This is a genomic window from Streptomyces sp. NBC_01214, from assembly GCF_026340975.1.
In the GTDB taxonomy this organism is placed as follows: domain Bacteria; phylum Actinomycetota; class Actinomycetes; order Streptomycetales; family Streptomycetaceae; genus Streptomyces.
The window spans coordinates 1,043,317-1,058,178 of sequence record NZ_JAPEOS010000003.1 but is presented as its reverse complement, the minus strand read 5'-3'; the positions used below and the strand labels follow the sequence as shown (position 1 = coordinate 1,058,178).

At 74.3% G+C, this 14,862-nt stretch carries 10 protein-coding genes; 5 read left to right on the top strand and 5 right to left on the bottom strand.

Translation table 11 applies throughout. From position 1 onward, the window contains the following. Window positions 1-7: 7 nt before the first annotated feature. From OG594_RS41095 to OG594_RS41085, 3 genes are read right to left on the bottom strand one after another with little or no spacing between them, the layout of a single operon-like run. The gene (locus OG594_RS41095) at window positions 8-937 is read right to left on the bottom strand and encodes an ABC transporter ATP-binding protein (protein WP_266608828.1); all 930 of its coding nucleotides are present in this window, start codon (window positions 935-937) and stop codon (window positions 8-10) included. Window positions 938-963: 26 nt separating this feature from the next. Then, on the bottom strand, window positions 964-3,849 hold the full coding sequence (locus tag OG594_RS41090; RefSeq protein WP_266607482.1) for a hypothetical protein: 2,886 nt from the start codon (window positions 3,847-3,849) through the stop codon (window positions 964-966). After that, complete coding sequence (locus OG594_RS41085; protein ID WP_266607481.1) at window positions 3,846-7,136, bottom strand: ABC transporter permease; 3,291 nt, start codon at window positions 7,134-7,136, stop codon at window positions 3,846-3,848. Before OG594_RS41085 ends, OG594_RS41090 begins: the two co-directional genes overlap by 4 nt. Window positions 7,137-7,332: 196 nt before the next feature. Between OG594_RS41085 and OG594_RS41080 the strand changes: the two genes are divergently transcribed. Then, window positions 7,333-8,073 (top strand): ABC transporter ATP-binding protein, encoded by a 741-nt coding sequence (locus OG594_RS41080; RefSeq protein WP_266607480.1) that lies wholly within the window; start codon window positions 7,333-7,335, stop codon window positions 8,071-8,073. Here OG594_RS41080 and OG594_RS41075 read toward each other — a convergent pair. Beyond that, complete coding sequence (locus OG594_RS41075) at window positions 8,068-8,796, bottom strand: DUF4232 domain-containing protein (RefSeq protein WP_266607479.1); 729 nt, start codon at window positions 8,794-8,796, stop codon at window positions 8,068-8,070. The genes OG594_RS41080 and OG594_RS41075 overlap by 6 nt on opposite strands. A gap of 220 nt (window positions 8,797-9,016) precedes the next feature. On the opposite strand from OG594_RS41075, the gene OG594_RS41070 reads away from it, so the two are divergent. The 4 genes from OG594_RS41070 to OG594_RS41055 all read left to right on the top strand — a co-directional run bounded on the left by OG594_RS41070 (window position 9,017) and on the right by OG594_RS41055 (window position 14,111). After that, a complete protein-coding gene (locus tag OG594_RS41070) occupies window positions 9,017-10,432 on the top strand; it encodes a helix-turn-helix transcriptional regulator (RefSeq protein WP_266607478.1) in 1,416 nt (471 codons plus the stop codon). Window positions 10,433-10,588: 156 nt separating this feature from the next. After that, window positions 10,589-12,265, top strand: a complete 1,677-nt coding sequence (locus tag OG594_RS41065; RefSeq protein WP_266607477.1) for an FAD-dependent oxidoreductase — start codon at window positions 10,589-10,591, stop codon at window positions 12,263-12,265. Then, the gene (locus OG594_RS41060; RefSeq protein ID WP_266607476.1) at window positions 12,262-13,761 is read left to right on the top strand and encodes an ATP-binding protein; all 1,500 of its coding nucleotides are present in this window, start codon (window positions 12,262-12,264) and stop codon (window positions 13,759-13,761) included. Before OG594_RS41065 ends, OG594_RS41060 begins: the two co-directional genes overlap by 4 nt. Further along, the gene (locus OG594_RS41055; protein WP_266607475.1) at window positions 13,758-14,111 is read left to right on the top strand and encodes a UBP-type zinc finger domain-containing protein; all 354 of its coding nucleotides are present in this window, start codon (window positions 13,758-13,760) and stop codon (window positions 14,109-14,111) included. The genes OG594_RS41060 and OG594_RS41055 overlap by 4 nt, the downstream gene beginning before the upstream one ends. Before the next feature lie 7 nt (window positions 14,112-14,118). Here OG594_RS41055 and OG594_RS41050 read toward each other — a convergent pair whose 3' ends face one another. Next, entirely contained in the window at window positions 14,119-14,856 is a 738-nt protein-coding gene (locus OG594_RS41050; protein ID WP_266607474.1) for a DJ-1/PfpI family protein, read from the bottom strand. Window positions 14,857-14,862: the final 6 nt, after the last annotated feature.

The following is a 14,862-nucleotide window of genomic DNA, read 5'->3' as shown; positions in this document are numbered from 1 at the left end:
AGGGTCCCTAGTGGGCGCCGTCCGGGCGCAGTTCGATGTGGTCCGGGGCCAGGTCGACCGCCACGCGGTGTTCCATGCCCAGGGCCTCCAGGAACTTCGGGGGGAGCTGGACGCGCCCGGAGCGGTCGAGGACGACGTACTCGCGTTCGCTGATGGATTCCTCGCCGTGCTCGTCGGTGACCAGGCGGCGCAGGACCTCGCTGCTGGTGCGGCCGTCGCGGATCGCCACGGTGCGGCGGACCTCGCCCGCCACCATCGGGTCGTGCGTCACGATCACCACCGTGACGCCGAGCTCCTTGTTCACGGTCCGGAAGGTCTCGAAGACCGCCGCGGCCGTCTCCGAGTCCAGTTCGCCCGTGGGTTCGTCGGCGAGCAGCACCTTGGGGTCGTTCGCCATCGCCACGGCGATCGCGACGCGCTGCTGCTGGCCGCCGGACAGTTCCGCCGGGCGCCGGTGCGCCAGGTCGCCGATCCCGAGGGCCTCCAGGACCTCCCCGACCCTGGCCGCGCGACGTGCGCCCGCGCCGCGGCGGGGGCCGTCTCCCTTCAACTGCATGGGCAGGGCGACGTTCTGGGCGGCCGTCAGGAACGGCAACAGGTTGCGGGCCGTCTGCTGGAAGACGAACCCGACCGCCTCGCGCCGGTACCGCAGCCGGTCCCGCGCCGACAGTTCCAGCAGGTCGTAGCCGGCGACCGCCGCGCTGCCGGCCGTGGGGACGTCCAGGCCGGCCAGGATGTTCAAGAGGGTGGACTTGCCGCTGCCGGAGGCGCCGACGAGGGCCATCAGGTCGCCCTGTTCGACCGTCAGCTCCAGTCCCTGGAGGGCCTGTACCTCGATGCCGTCCTGGCTGAAGATCCGGACCAGGCGGTCACAGGCGATCGCGGCGTCCGCCGCCGGGGTGCGCGGCTCCGCGGCGGCCGTCGCCCGGCGGCGCAGCTCCTCGTACGTCGGCTGGTCGGTGTTCAACGCTGGTCTCCCGCTCTCAACTCGGTGGTGATCTGCCGTCGCCCGGATGTCGCCGCCTCCACGCACACGGCCGCGGCGACCAGGGCGGCCAGGCCCAGGGCCTGGGTCAGTACGGGCCCTGCCGTCAGCTGCACTCCGTTCGGCACGTGCGCGCCGACCAACGTGGACAGGTCCATGGCCGGGCCCAGCAGGGCCACGGCGGCCGCCGCCACCAGGGCCCCGCCCAGCGTCGCGGCCAGGGTCTGCGGCAGGGTTTCGGCGAGGATCAGCGCCACGCCCTGCCTGCGGCGCAGCCCCATGGTGCGCAGCCGGGCCAGCAGCGCCGCGCGTTCGGGGACGGTCCGCATCAGCGTCAGCAGTACGGCCAGCAGGGCGAAGCCCGCCGCTCCGGCCATGGCGGCCCAGAAGAGGCGCTGCGCCGAGTGCTGGAGCGGATCGGCGCCCAGGGCGGTGACGGCCTCGGCGCTGGTGTGTACGGGGTACACCTCGTCGAGCGGGGCCGGGCCCGCGGAAGAACCGGAACCCGGGATCGGGGCCGGGGCGGGCGTCGCGGACGGCGCCGGGAGCTTGGAGCGGACCAGCTCGCGCAGCCGGTCACCGTCTATGTCACCGAGTCCGAGCCACCGGTTCGGGTGGTCGGCGCCGCTCATGAGGGCGGTTGCGGCGCCCGCCGGCACGACGACGGTCGCGGCGTCCCGCGCCGGATGGGCCGGGGTGCAGTCGACCGTGCCCGCGACCCGTACCTTCAGCTCCTTGCCGTCGCCGGGCTGCACCGTGTACGTGCCGCCCTGCCGGGCCTGCGCGGCCAGCCCCGAGCTGAACAGCGCGGGCACCGGGGCATCGGCGGGCTGTGCACCGCCGGTGGCCAGCAGGGAGGGCTCGAAGGAGCCGCAGCCGAGGACCCGGGACAGCTCCGCGTACGCGGCCGGCTCGGCCACGATCACGGTGACCTGGCTGGACCTCACGGTGGTGCCGAGCAGGGCGGAGTCGTGGTCGATCCACAGCGGCACGGACGTCCGTACGCCCGGCAGTTCGCCGGCGGCCTTCGCGAGCCCTTCCGGAAGGGGGGACTTCCCATGCGCGGAGATCGCCGCGTCGCCCCCGACGGTCAGCCGGGCCACTCCCAGCCGGGACGAGTCCACCGACTGCAGGACGGCGGCGCCGAATCCCCCGGTGGTGATGGCGACGAGCAGCGCGACCATGGGCAGGACGGAGGGGCCGGTGCGGCCGCGGGCCTGCGTGCCGGTCGTCGCCGGGCCGCGGGCGGCTCGCGCGAGTCCCAGGAAGCCGACCAGTCCGGAGCCGCGGCCGGCCGCCCGGGCGAGCCATCCGGTGACCACCGGCTGGAGCCGGGCCAGCAGCAGGCCCCCGCACAGGGCGAGCAGCAGCGGGGCCGCGATCAGCAGCGGGTCGAGGTCGCTGCCGGGCGGGGCGACCCCGCGGCGGCGGACCTCCACCACGGCGGCGGCGGTGGCGATGAGCACGAGCAGTTCGGCCACGGGCCTGCGCCACTTCCCGGCCGGGCGGGCCGGGGTCAGCAGTACGGCTGCCCGTACGGGGAAGGCCAGCAGTGCGAGCAGGGCGACGGCCGCGGCCGAGAGCAGTGTGGGTGCGAGCCGGGGGGTGGGCAGCAGCAGGACGGCGAGCGCGGTGGCGGCCGCGGCCGCCGGGAGCACGGTGACGGCGCCCTCGCCGAGGAGCCGGCCGACGATGGCGGTGCGCGAGCCGCCGCGCGCGAGCAGCAGCCGCAGTTCGGCGTCGCGGCGGTCGGCCGCGAGTGCTCCGGCCAGGCACAGGACGACGAAGGCGACGCCGCCGACCCCGGCGGGTCCGATCGCGGCGAGCGGCGCCGCGGCCTGGGTGCGTACGCGGGCTTCTTCGAACCGCTCGGGCAGCCACGAGGTGGTGTGCAGCCGGGGGCGGCCGGTCTCCCGGGCGAGGGTGGCGGCGGTGGGCCCGGCAAGGTACGAGGCGATGTCCTTCCTCGTGGCGTCGAGCCGGTCGGCCCGCAGGTGGCCGATGTCCACCGGCAGCCGCCAGAAGTCCTCGGCGGTACGGCTCCAGGTGCTCATCCGGTCGAGGTCCCCGGTGCCGACGAAGGCGTCGACGTCCCAGGCGAGGCTCTCGCCGTAGTAGTGCTCGCAGGCGCGGGCGAGGCACCCCAGGTTGTCCGTCCAGAAGTCGTCGCTCTCGTCGAGGACCGTGTAGAGACCGACGACCTCGACGGACGGTGTGCCGTCGACTCTGGTCTCGCTCGTCAGGACGGATCCGAGGCGGGCGCCGAGGGTCGCGGCGGCCTTCTGCGAGAGGACGACCTGTAGGGGCGCCATCTCCCCGGGGGCGGGCTTCGCGGGGGCCGTGGGTGTGCTGCTCGGCCAGTGCCCTTCCGCGAGCTTCACATGGGCCTCTGCCTCGCGGACGTGCAGGAGGTTCATGCTGGGCGGATAGCCGGAGGGGCGGGAGAGTTCCGGGTTCAGCAGCAGCTGCCGCTTGGTGGTGCGCGCGCCGTGGACCGTCGACTCCGCGTCCACGCGGAAGGTGGATCCGGTCGGCGCGAGCAGTTTCTCCAGCGTGGCGTCCAGGGCCTGGGCGCTCTGCCCGCTGTCCGGGGAGGGCGCGGTCACCTGCAGGCTGGCGTTGCCGGCCGCGCTGTGTTCCAGGAAGGACCGCAGGGCCTGGTCGGCGCCCCGGTCCTGGGCCCGGGGCAGCGCGGCGGCCAGCAGGACGGCGACGAAGGCCAGTGCGGCGCCGAGCAGGGTGCTCAGGGGCGCCGCCCGCAGCCGGGTCCTGATCCAGGGCGCGGGTCGCGGGGCGGTGGGCTCGGGCGAAGGGGCGGTCAGCCGGGCGGACGACGCCGGGGTGGCGGACGGCGGGGTGGTCACATCTCCTCCACGGGACGCAGCCGGGCGGCGATGTCGCGGCCCCGGGGGCCGCTGAGCGCGGCCGACAGCAGGGGAACGGCTGCGATGGCGGCGACCGTCAGCACGGTCTGCCAGAACGGCATGTCCACTCGTACGGGCGGGAACGGCCGCCCGGCAGCGGGTGTCAGCACGACCAGGGGCGCCATCAGATGGACGAGGGCGATGCCCAGTCCGGTCCCGACCGCGGACCCGATGGCGATCAGCACCCCGCCCTCGGCGGCGGACGCGAGGGCCAGCGAGCGGCGCGGGGTGCCGAGTGCGAGCAGGACCGAGAACTCCCGTCCGCGCACGCGTCGTTCGGCGGCGGTGGAGGTCGCGAATCCGATGGCCGCCAGGACCGCGCAGGCGGCGGCGAGGGCGGCCAGGGCGCTCTGCGGGCCGGCGCTGAGCGGGTCGTCCAGCAGCTGCTCGGTGATCTCCTCGCGCAGTTGGACGCGTTCGATCCGGGCGCCTTCGCGCAGCTTGTCCGCCGCGCGGGCCGGGACCGGGTCGGCGGCCGAGCCGGCGGGGAGCCACCACTCGGTGGGCGTGGGCGGCTGCTGGCCGACGGACTCCACCAGGAACCGGCCGAGCACCTGAAGGTCGACGGCGAGCGCCGAGCGGCCGGCCACGGGCAGGGAGTCCACGGAGGCGGTGATCCGCATCTGGACGCTGGCGCCGTCCAACGTGACGGGGACCGTATCGCCCACGGCAGCGCCCAGGGACCGCAGGTAGTCGGTGGTGGCGACCGCGGGGACGGCGGTGGGGGCCGGCGCGCCGGGCGCCGGGAACACCACGGTGTTCACGCCCTGCAGGGTGCTGAAGCCGCCCCAGTAGCGCAGTCGCAGCAGGTCCGTGGAGCCGGCCGGGACCGGGACCGGCTCGGGGGCCCTCTTGGCGCTCGTCCCCTGCGGGAGCGAGGTCCGCCAGCCGGCGGCGTCCGCGGGTGCGGCGACGCCGGTGGCGGCGCCGTCCGCGGTGTCGGAGACGGCGATCCGGCGCAGGGTCAGCTCGCTGCCGTCGCCCGGGGCGTCGCCGTCCCCGGCGTACGAGAGGCGTATCCCCGCCAGGGTCAGCGGGGTGGCCGCCGATCCGACCGGGGCGCCGGTCAGCGCGTCGAGGAGGAAGGGGAGGGTGACGTCGCCGCCCTCGGGCAGGGTGACCGAGGGCGTTCCGTACGTCGCTCCGAACCGGTCGCGCAGCAGCAGGCTCACGGCGGCCCAGCTGATCCTGGAGGACCGGACCGACACGTCGAGGTCGATCCGGCGCGGGGAGCCGGGCAGGGCGACACCGGGGCCCGCGGGGGCGGCCGCGGCGCCCGGGTCACCGGTGGCGAGCGGGGTGAACAGCTGGTCCATGGTGTGCCCGCCGCGCAGGTCCGCGCGCAGCGGCACGCGTTCGCCCGTCTTGGCGGCGTCCAGGGCGACGAGGTCGGCGGGGCTCCCGTCCGGCAGCTTCTGCTCCCGGCGGACCACCGGAATGAGGCGGTCGCCGCCGGGCAGGGCCGCGTAGCGTCCGCCCTGCCCCATCGGGGACATGCTGCTGCCGGAGATCCGCAGGCCGCCCGCGGTGGCGAAGTCGGCCTGGTCGCGCTGGGAGGCGGACCAGCCGGTGTGCTGACCGAGCGCCAGGATCCCGCTGGCGACGGCGAGTACGAGCAGCAGCACGGGCCCGGTGGCCCGGCCGGGTCGTCGGGCGAGCTGCCAGCCGAACAGGGCGGGGCCCAGGCTCCGGCCGCGCGCCGCCAGCCGTCCCCCGGCCCGCGCGGCGAACGGCAGCAGGCGCAGGACCAGCAGCGTGCCCCCGCACAGGGCCAGGGCGGGAGCGGCGACCAGGACCGGGTCGACACCGAGCCCGGTGCTGGCGGAGGCGCCGGACGCGGGGGCGTCCGTACCGCCGTACTGCGCGAGTTGCTGGTAGCCGAGGACGGCGAGGACGACGACGGCCAGGTCGAGGCCGGAACGGGCGGCGCCCGTCACCAGAGCCTGGCGGCTGCCCACGCGGCGCAGTACGGCGGCGGAGGCCCCGCGCAGGACGGAGGGCAGGGTCGTCAGCAGGACGCAGGCCAGGGCGCAGCCGCCCGCGACCGGCCAGACCAGCCAGGTGTCCGGGATCTCCAGGTGGACCCGCCCGAGCGGTCCGAACCGGCCGAACAGGCGCAGCAGGGGCGGCGTGAGCAGGGGGGCCAGGACGGCCGCGGGCAGGGCGAGGAGCAGGGATTCGGCTGCGGTGAGCGCGCCGAGGCGGCGGCGGGAGGCGCCGCGCGCGGTGAGCAGGACCCGTTCCGGTTCCTGGCGGACGGTCAGGATGTGGGAGACGAGGAGCAGTGCGGCGGTCGACAGGACGGCGAGCTGGAGCGCGCCCATCAGCAGGGTGGAGCGGGCGACGACCGTACCGGCGCTCAACTCGGCCAGGAGTTTGGGTAGTTCGGTGGCCGCCCGCAGCGAGCCGGCGCGTTCGAGGGCGGCGCTCGCGGGGTCGATCGCGGTCCGGACGGCCTCGGCCTCGGCGCTGCGGACCGTGGACAGGTCCGGGGTGAGCAGCGTGAGGCGGTGGTTCTGTAGGAGGCCGCCGGTGGTGAAGGCGCTGTCGTCCACCAGGAGCGGGCCGTAGATGGCGAAGGTGTCGGCCTGGACCTCGCGGCCGCCGAGGGGGTCGAGCCGCCAGTAGGCGGCGTCCGGGTCGGTGGCCCGGTACACGCCGGTGACGAGCACGGTCAGCGGCGCTCCGCCGAACCGGTCGTCCAGCCGGACCGGTGCGGGCAGCGCGGACTCGGCCAGGCCGAGCCGGGCGAGCGCCGCGCGCGGCACGGCCACCTGGGTCGGCGCCGGCGGGGCGCCGGCGCCCGGGGGTGCGGTGACGGGCGCCGGCCACTCGCCGGCGAGCAGCCGTACGTGGTCCTTGCCGAGGGCGGCGAGCAGGGTCAGGTCGGCGTCGCGGCCGGAGGCGGCGACACCGGGCAGTCCGTACGAGCGGCTGCGCGCCACGCTCTCGGTGGCCACCGGGAGCCGCCCGAACACCTCGTCCGCGAAGGCCCGTACGGACGCGTCGTCCTTGGCGCGGGAGTCGGCGGGACGGCCGCTGGTGATGACGACGGTGGTCCGGGGTTGTGCCGTCCCGGTCAGGGCCCGCCGGAGCCCTTCTTCGCCCACGCCACGGGTGAATGCCGTCAGCGCGGTCAGTGTGGTCGCGGTGATCAGTACGGTGAGCAGCACGGCGACGGCGAGCGGCCATCGCCCGCGCAGTCGGCGCACGACGAAGCCGAGCACGTGTTGAATTCCTCCCCCGTCCGGACCCGAAGTACCGGATAGCGGACGATGCTGTCAGATGTGATCGGTGGAGGGAAGGGGCTTGCGTGATTGGTGCGACGGATGCGCAAATGCGGTCAGGAAGCTACAACCGCAGAGGGTGCGGGACGCGGGGCCGGGCGCCCTGCGTCGACAACGCGACGGGGGAACAGACGCGATGAGGGATCAGCAGGCACCGGCGACGGTCGCGACGCGGGCAGGGCGGGAGCGCGACGGCTCCCCGATCGTGGTCGTCGACGACGTGCACCACAGCTTCGGCAGCGGACCGCAGGCCGTCCACGCCCTGCGCGGCGTGTCCTTCGAGGTCCGCCGCGGCGAACTCACCGCGCTCCGGGGCCGGTCGGGCTCCGGCAAGACCACCCTGCTGAACCTCGTCGGCGGCCTCGACTCCCCGACCGGCGGCCGGATCGCCCTCGACGGCACCGACCTGGCGGACCTCGACGAGCCGGGACTGCTCGCCCTGCGCCGCGACCGCATCGGCTTCGTCTTCCAGTCCTTCGGCCTGATACCCGTCCTGACCGCCGCCGAGAACGTCGGCGTTCCGATGCGGCTGCGGCGCGTCCCCGCGAAGGAGCGCGAGGAGCGCGCCCGGACCCTGCTGGCCCTGGTCGGGCTCGCGGACCATGCCGAACAGCGGCCCGGCGAACTCTCCGGCGGCCAGCAGCAGCGCGTGGCGGTGGCCCGCGCCCTGGCCAACGACCCGGACCTGATCATCGCGGACGAGCCGACGGGCCAGCTCGACTCGGAGACCGGCCGCTCGGTCATGGAGCTGCTGCGCGCGGTGGTGCGCAGCGAGTCGGTGACCATCCTCGTCGCCACCCACGACCCCAACCTGATCGAGCTCGCCGACCGGGTCGTCGAACTGCGTGACGGCCGCATCGTCCCGACCGACTCATGAGCCGAGCGCGTCCGCGCTGCTCCGCTGCCAGTACGTGACCGACAGCGAGCTGTCGTAGGCGACACCGGCCGGCGGGAGGGGCGGGGTCGCGGACGCGCCTCCGTCGCTGAGGGGCGTCCGGCCCTGGAAGGCGATCGTGAGCCGGTGTCCGGTCGTCCCGCCCTCACCGCTGCCGTCGGCCGCCGACAGCAGGGCTGCGGCGTAGCCCGACTCGCCCGGAGCGAGGGACACCACGGCCTGGGGCCGGGTCTGCTGCTGCGCGGCCGGCACCCACTGCATCTCGTCGAAGCGGAGCACCGGGTAGTAGGTCAGGTCGCAGGTCTTCGAGCCGGTGTTCTTCACCGTGATCAGCATGTGGTTGAGCGGCCGGGAGACCGGCTGCACCGTGACGCCGGTGTTCGCACCGTTGCACGGGACGCGCTGCTGGTCCCCCGCGTTCGTCGGGGCGGAGGGAGCCGCGGCGGTCGGCGAGCCCTTGGGTGCCGCTGCCGGGGTCGAGGCGGCCGGAGTCGAGGCCGGAGTCGAGGCGGCCGGGGGAGCAGCCTCCGGGGCCGGGCTCGAAACGGCTGCCTCTCCCCCGTCCTTGAAGCCCGTGTCGTCCTGGCACCCGGTGAGGGAGAGGACGACGAGGGCGGCGGCGGCCGCACCCGCGAGGCGCCGGACGGCGTGCGGGCGGGAGGTGCGGGCGGTGCGGACGAGGGGTGCGCGGTGGAACGCGTGCATGGCTGACGGCCTTTCATGGGCATGACGGAAGCGCCCGGTCGGGGTCCGTCGGGACCGGCCGCCGGGAGCGGTGTGCTTGGATGACCTCAGCCTGAGCGATCATCCGTCCCAGCCGCCACATCCGCTGGGCCATCAGGAACGCTGGGATGCCGGCATGGGCTCTGAGCTGCACGAACAACCTGTTCCTGGGATGCGGGACAGGACACGGGTGGGAGGAACGGTGTCGGAGGACACTGCTGGATCCGGGTTCGCCGGGCTGCTGCGGGAGTTGAAGGACCGGTCCGGCCTCAGCTACGGAACGCTCGCCAAACGGCTCCACATGAGTGCGTCGACCTTGCACCGCTACTGCAGCGGCGAGGTCGTCCCGGCGGACTACGCGCCGGTCGAACGGCTCGCCCGCCTGTGCAAGGCCTCGCCCGAGGAACTCCTGGCCCTGCACCGGAGTTGGGTGCGGGCCGATACGAACCGCCCGCGCAAGGGCGCGGACACGAGCGGCACCGTGCAGGAGAGGTCCGGGGCACCCGCTGGAACCGGAACCCTTCCGGTCGGCACGTCCGAGGTCCACGACGCGACGGACCCACCCGAAGTGGCCGAGGTGGGAACCGCGGTGGGGGCCGCGGTGGGGGCCGCGGTGGCGGCCCGGGTCGCAGGAGTGACCACCGCCGCCGAACCGACCGCGCCGCCCCGGCGTCCTCGCCCGCGCGGAGCCGTGCTCGCCGCGATCGCGGTGACGGTCGTGGCCGCCGCCACCGCCCTGGCCGGCGTGCTCACCCTCGACTCGGGCCCGCCGGAACGCGGCACCGACGTCCGCGACAGCCCCGCCGGTGCCACGAGCCGGTCCCGCGCCGGGGAGAAGTCCCCTGACGGCCAGGACGCCCCGCCCCCGTCCCCGTCCCCGTCCCCATCCTCGGGCCCGTCCGCCCCGTCGTCGCCGTCCGCGTCCGCGTCCTCGTCCTCGGACGCCACGCCCGCGACCCCCGCCGCGGGAAACGGCAGCAGCCGGGCCGGCGACACCGCCGCCGGCGCGCCGGTGAAGGTGACCACCCGCCCCCACACCTGGGAGGCCCCCTGCGGCCAGCACTACCTGATCGACAAGCCCCCGGCCCAGGTGGGACCGCCCCCCGTGGAACGGGACGCACCCGCGTGGGTGGCGGCAGCCGGGGCCGTACCCGCGGGCGAGCAGTACGTCACCCTCACCCTGCAGGGCTCCGGCGCGGACACGGTGGTGCTGGACGGCCTGGCCGTGCGTACGGTCGCCAAGCGTGCGCCGCTCCCCTGGAACGACTACGCCATGGGCTACCCGGGGGTGGGCTGCGGAGCCGGCGTCCCGACCCGCTCCTTCGGCGTGGCCCTGGACTCCGCGCGCCCGGCCGTCGCGCCCCTGCCGGGCCAGCGGGACTTCCCCTTCTCGGTGAGCGAGTCAGAACCTGAGGTGTTCTACATCAAAGCCGCCACCTCCGCCCACGACGTGAGCTGGTACCTGGAGCTGTCCTGGTCCAGCGGCTCCCGCCACGGCACCCTCAAGATCGACCACAACGGCAATCCGTTCCGCACCAGCGGACGCGAGGGGCGGACCGGCTACGAGTTCCCCCTCGGCGGCGACGGATGGGTCGGGGCGGGCACGACGGTCCGTTGACCGGTCCATTGACCAGGAGCGACCGGGTGTGTACCTGGAGCGCACGGTCCGCATCGTCCCGGAGCGGTCCCGGAGGATCGCCCCTACGATGGGCGGGAACCGGCGCGGGCGGCTCGCCGGGCCGCCCGCCCAGAGCACTCGGGGTGGAGACGACGTATGGCACAGGCCGCCGACACAGCGCGGACCGTCATCCTGACCGTGGACGACGACCCGGGAGTTTCCCGGGCCATCGCCCGTGACCTGCGGCGGCACTACGGCGCCGAGTACCGGATCGTGCGGGCCGAGTCGGGCGAGTCCGCGCTGGACGCGCTGCGCGAGCTGAAGCTGCGCGGCGACCTGGTGGCGGTGATCCTCGCCGACTACCGCATGCCGCAGATGAACGGCATCGAGTTCCTCGAGCAGGCCCTGGCGGTGTACCCGGGCGCACGGCGCGTGCTGCTCACCGCGTACGCCGACACCAACGCGGCGATCGACGCGATCAACGTCGTCGACCTCGACCACTACCTGCTCAAGCCCTGGGACCCGCCGGAGGAGAAGCTCTACCCGGTCGTGGACGACCTGCTCACGGCCTGGCGCACCAGCGACTACCGTCCGGTACCCGCCACCAAGGTGGTCGGGCACCGCTGGTCGGCGCGCTCCTCGGACGTGCGCGAGTTCCTGGCCCGCAACCAGGTGCCGTACCGCTGGTACTCCTCCGACGAACCGGAGGGGCGGCGGTTGCTGGAGGCGGCCGGGGCCGACGGGCAGCGGCTACCGCTGGTCATCACGCCCGAGGGCACCGCGCTGATCGAACCGGAGGCGCCCGAGCTGGCCTCCCACGTGGGGCTCGCGACGACGCCGGCGGCCGACTTCTACGACCTCGTCGTCATCGGCGGCGGCCCGGCGGGGCTCGGTTCCGCCGTGTACGGGGCCTCCGAGGGGCTGCGCACCGTACTGGTCGAGCGGTCGGCGACCGGCGGACAGGCCGGTCAGAGCTCCCGCATCGAGAACTACCTCGGTTTCCCGGACGGCGTGTCGGGTGCCCAGCTCACGGAGCGTGCCCGCCGCCAGGCCGGCCGGTTCGGCGCCGAGATCCTCACGGCGCGCGAGGTCACGGGACTGGAGGTCAACGGCGCGGCGCGCGTCGTCCGCTTCTCGGACGGCTCGGCGATCGCCGCGCACAGCGTCATCCTGGCGACCGGGGTGTCGTACCGGCAGCTCCGCGCGCCGGGCTGCGACCAGCTGACCGGCTGCGGGGTGTACTACGGCTCCTCGCTCACCGAGGCGGCCTCCTGCCAGGGGCAGGACGTGTACATCGTGGGCGGCGCCAACTCGGCCGGGCAGGCGGCGATGTACCTGGCGCGGGGCGCCAAGTCGGTGACGCTGCTGGTGCGCGGGGAGTCCCTGACGGCGTCCATGTCGTACTACCTGATCCAGCAGATCGAAGAGACGCCGAACATCACCGTGCGGACCCGGACCGTCGTCGAGGCGGCGCACGGCGAGGGGCACCTGGAGCAGCTGACCCTGCGGGACGTGGACGGCACGGGGAGCGAACTCGTCGACGCCCAATGGATGTTCGTGTTCATCGGCGCGGCCCCGCTGACCGACTGGCTGGACGGTACGGTGCTGCGCGACGAACACGGTTTCATCCTGACCGGGCCGGACCTCACCCCGGACGGGCGGCCGCCGGCCGCATGGGAACTGGACCGGCCGCCGTACCACCTGGAGACCAACGTTCCCGGCGTGTTCGTGGCGGGCGACGCGCGCGCCCAGTCCGCGAAGCGCGTCGCGTCCGCCGTCGGAGAGGGAGCCATGGCTGTGATGCTCGTCCACCGGTACCTGGAGCAGTCATGAGCGGGCAGGCCGTGCCGTGCAACCCGCAGGAGATCGCCTCGCTGTTCCTGTTCGAGAAGCTCACCCCGGAGCAGCTCGGGCGGCTGTGCGACGAGGGGCGGGTGGAACGGTTCGAAGCCGGTCCGGTCTACACCGAGGGTTCCCCGGCCACCTGCTTCTACGTGATGATCGAGGGCACCGTCGTGCTGTACCGCCGGGTCGGCGGCGACGACGTCGAGGTGAGCCGCACTTCGCAGCGCGGCGTGTACGCGGGGGCCATGCAGGCGTACCTGGGCGACCAGGTGCCGCAGACGTACACCAACTCGATGCGGGTGACCGAGCCGACGCGGTTCTTCGTGCTGCCCGCGCAGTCGTTCGCGGACGTCATGCAGGAGTGGTTCCCGATGGCGGCGCACCTGCTGGAGGGGCTGTTCTTCGGCTCCAAGAACACCCAGCGGGCCATCGGGCAGCGCGAACGGCTGCTGGCGCTCGGGTCCTTGTCCGCCGGCCTCACCCACGAGCTCAACAACCCGGCGGCGGCGGCCGTCCGGGCCACGGCGACCCTGCGGGAGCGGGTCGGCAAGATGCGGCACAAGCTGGCCCACATCTCCCAGGGCCAGTACTCGCGCGAGACGATCGCCGACCTCATCGAGATCCAGGAGCGCACCGTCGAACGCGTCGCGAAGGCGACGGCGCTCAGCCCGCTGGAAGCCTCCGACCGGGAGGACGAACTCGCCGACTGGCTCGACGACCACGGCATCGCGGAGGGTTGGCGGCTCGCCCCGACCTTCGTGCAGGCCGGGCTGGACACGGACTGGCTGGACCAGGTCGCGGCGACCGTGGCGGAGGAGATCCTGCCGTCGGCCATCGGCTGGCTCAACTACACGGTCGAGACCGAGCTGTTGATGGACGAGATCGACGACTCCACCACCCGCATCTCCCACCTGGTGGACGCGGCCAAGCAGTACTCGCAGCTCGACCGGGCCCCGTACCGGGTCGTCGACGTCCACGAACTCCTCGACAGCACCTTGCTGATGCTGTCTGGCAAGATCGGCTCCCGGGTGCGGCTGGTCAAGGAGTACGACCGCTCCCTGCCGGACGTGCCCGCCTACCCGGCGGAGCTCAACCAGGTGTGGACCAACCTCATCGACAACGCCGTGTTCGCCATCGGGAGCACCGGCGGCGAGGGCACGCTGACGGTCCGCACGGCGCGCGAGGGCGACCGCCTGCTGGTGGAGTTCCGCGACACCGGACCCGGCATCCCGGCGGACATCCGCAGCCGCATCTTCGACCCCTTCTTCACCACCAAGCCGGTCGGCGAGGGCACCGGTCTGGGCCTCGACATCTCCTGGCGGATCGTCGTGAACAAGCACCACGGCAGCCTCCAGGTCGAGTCCACCCCGGGCGACACCCGGTTCCAGGTGCTGCTGCCGCTGACCGCCCCGGCCCCCGAGGCCGAAACCGAATCCGGATCCGCGACCGAGACCCGGACCCAGACGGCTGAGGAGCCCGTATGAGCGACATCGAGGGAATCGACCCGAGCGCCGCGCCCACCGGCACCGGCTGCGTCGAGTGCGACGAGCTGGGCGGCTGGTGGTTCCACTTGCGGCGCTGCGCCCAGTGCGGCCACATCGGCTGCTGCGACTCCTCGCCGGCCCAGCACGCCACCGCCCACTGGAAGTCCTCCGGCCACCCCCTGGTGCAGAGCTTCGAGCCGGGCGAGGAGTGGTTCTGGAACTACGACACGGACGCGCTGTACGACTCCGGCCCCGAACTGACCGCTCCGCGCGATCATCCGGCGGAGCAGCCGGCCCCGGGCCCGGCCGGCCGGGTACCCGAGGACTGGACGCGGCGACTGCACCGCTGACCTGCGGCTACCGCCGAGCGGCGGGCGGGGTCCACACCGTGCCGCGGGCCTCGTATTCGAGCATGGTCTCCACGCCGGTCGCCGCGTCGGCACCCAGTTCCCGGCGTACGAGCCACAGGGCGAGGTCCAAGCCGCTGGTGATGCCACCCGCGGTGACCAGGTCCGCGTCGTCCACCACACGGGCGTTCTTCAAGACGCCGCCCTGCTTCTCCAGGTCGGGGCGCGCCTTGTGGTGGGTGGTGCAGGGGCGGTTCGCGGTCAGCCCGGCGGCGGCCAGCAGCATGGTGCCCGTGCAGACGGCGCTGACGGTCAGGCCGGGGCGCACCGCCGCGGCCAGTTTCCGCGGGAGGACGCCGCTGCGGATCTCGGCCCACACTCCGGGGCTGTCGCGGCGTGCGTATCCGCCGCCGGGCACGAGGAGCACGTCCGCGGTGCGCGGGGCCCAGGCGTGCTCCACGTTGACCTGCGTGCCGTAGGCGGCGCGTACGGGGCCGGGCCCGGAGGCGCTGACGTAGCGGACGTCGACCTCGCGGTCGGTGAAGAACCGGGCGGCCGAGAAGACCTCGTAGGGCGCGGCGAAGTCGAGCTCCTCCACGCCGTCGTACATGACGACGTGCACGCGTAACGGCCCCGCCGGCTTCCCGGCGGGTCGCGGTTCCGCCGCCGCGGCCACCCCGGCGGCACCCCCCAACGCGGCTACGGCGCCGACAGCGACTTGGGCCCGGAGCACGTTCCTGCGGTTCATCCGATG

What these genes read in the sequence shown, in the direction of transcription:
- OG594_RS41075 (WP_266607479.1), bottom strand. Translation starts at nt 8,796, where the DNA reads ATGCACGCGTTCCACCGCGCACCCCTCGTCCGCACCGCCCGCACCTCC.
- OG594_RS41055 (WP_266607475.1), top strand. Translation starts at nt 13,758, where the DNA reads ATGAGCGACATCGAGGGAATCGACCCGAGCGCCGCGCCCACCGGCACC.
- OG594_RS41080 (WP_266607480.1), top strand. Translation starts at nt 7,333, where the DNA reads ATGAGGGATCAGCAGGCACCGGCGACGGTCGCGACGCGGGCAGGGCGG.
- OG594_RS41060 (WP_266607476.1), top strand. Translation starts at nt 12,262, where the DNA reads ATGAGCGGGCAGGCCGTGCCGTGCAACCCGCAGGAGATCGCCTCGCTG.
- OG594_RS41065 (WP_266607477.1), top strand. Translation starts at nt 10,589, where the DNA reads ATGGCACAGGCCGCCGACACAGCGCGGACCGTCATCCTGACCGTGGAC.
- OG594_RS41050 (WP_266607474.1), bottom strand. Translation starts at nt 14,856, where the DNA reads ATGAACCGCAGGAACGTGCTCCGGGCCCAAGTCGCTGTCGGCGCCGTA.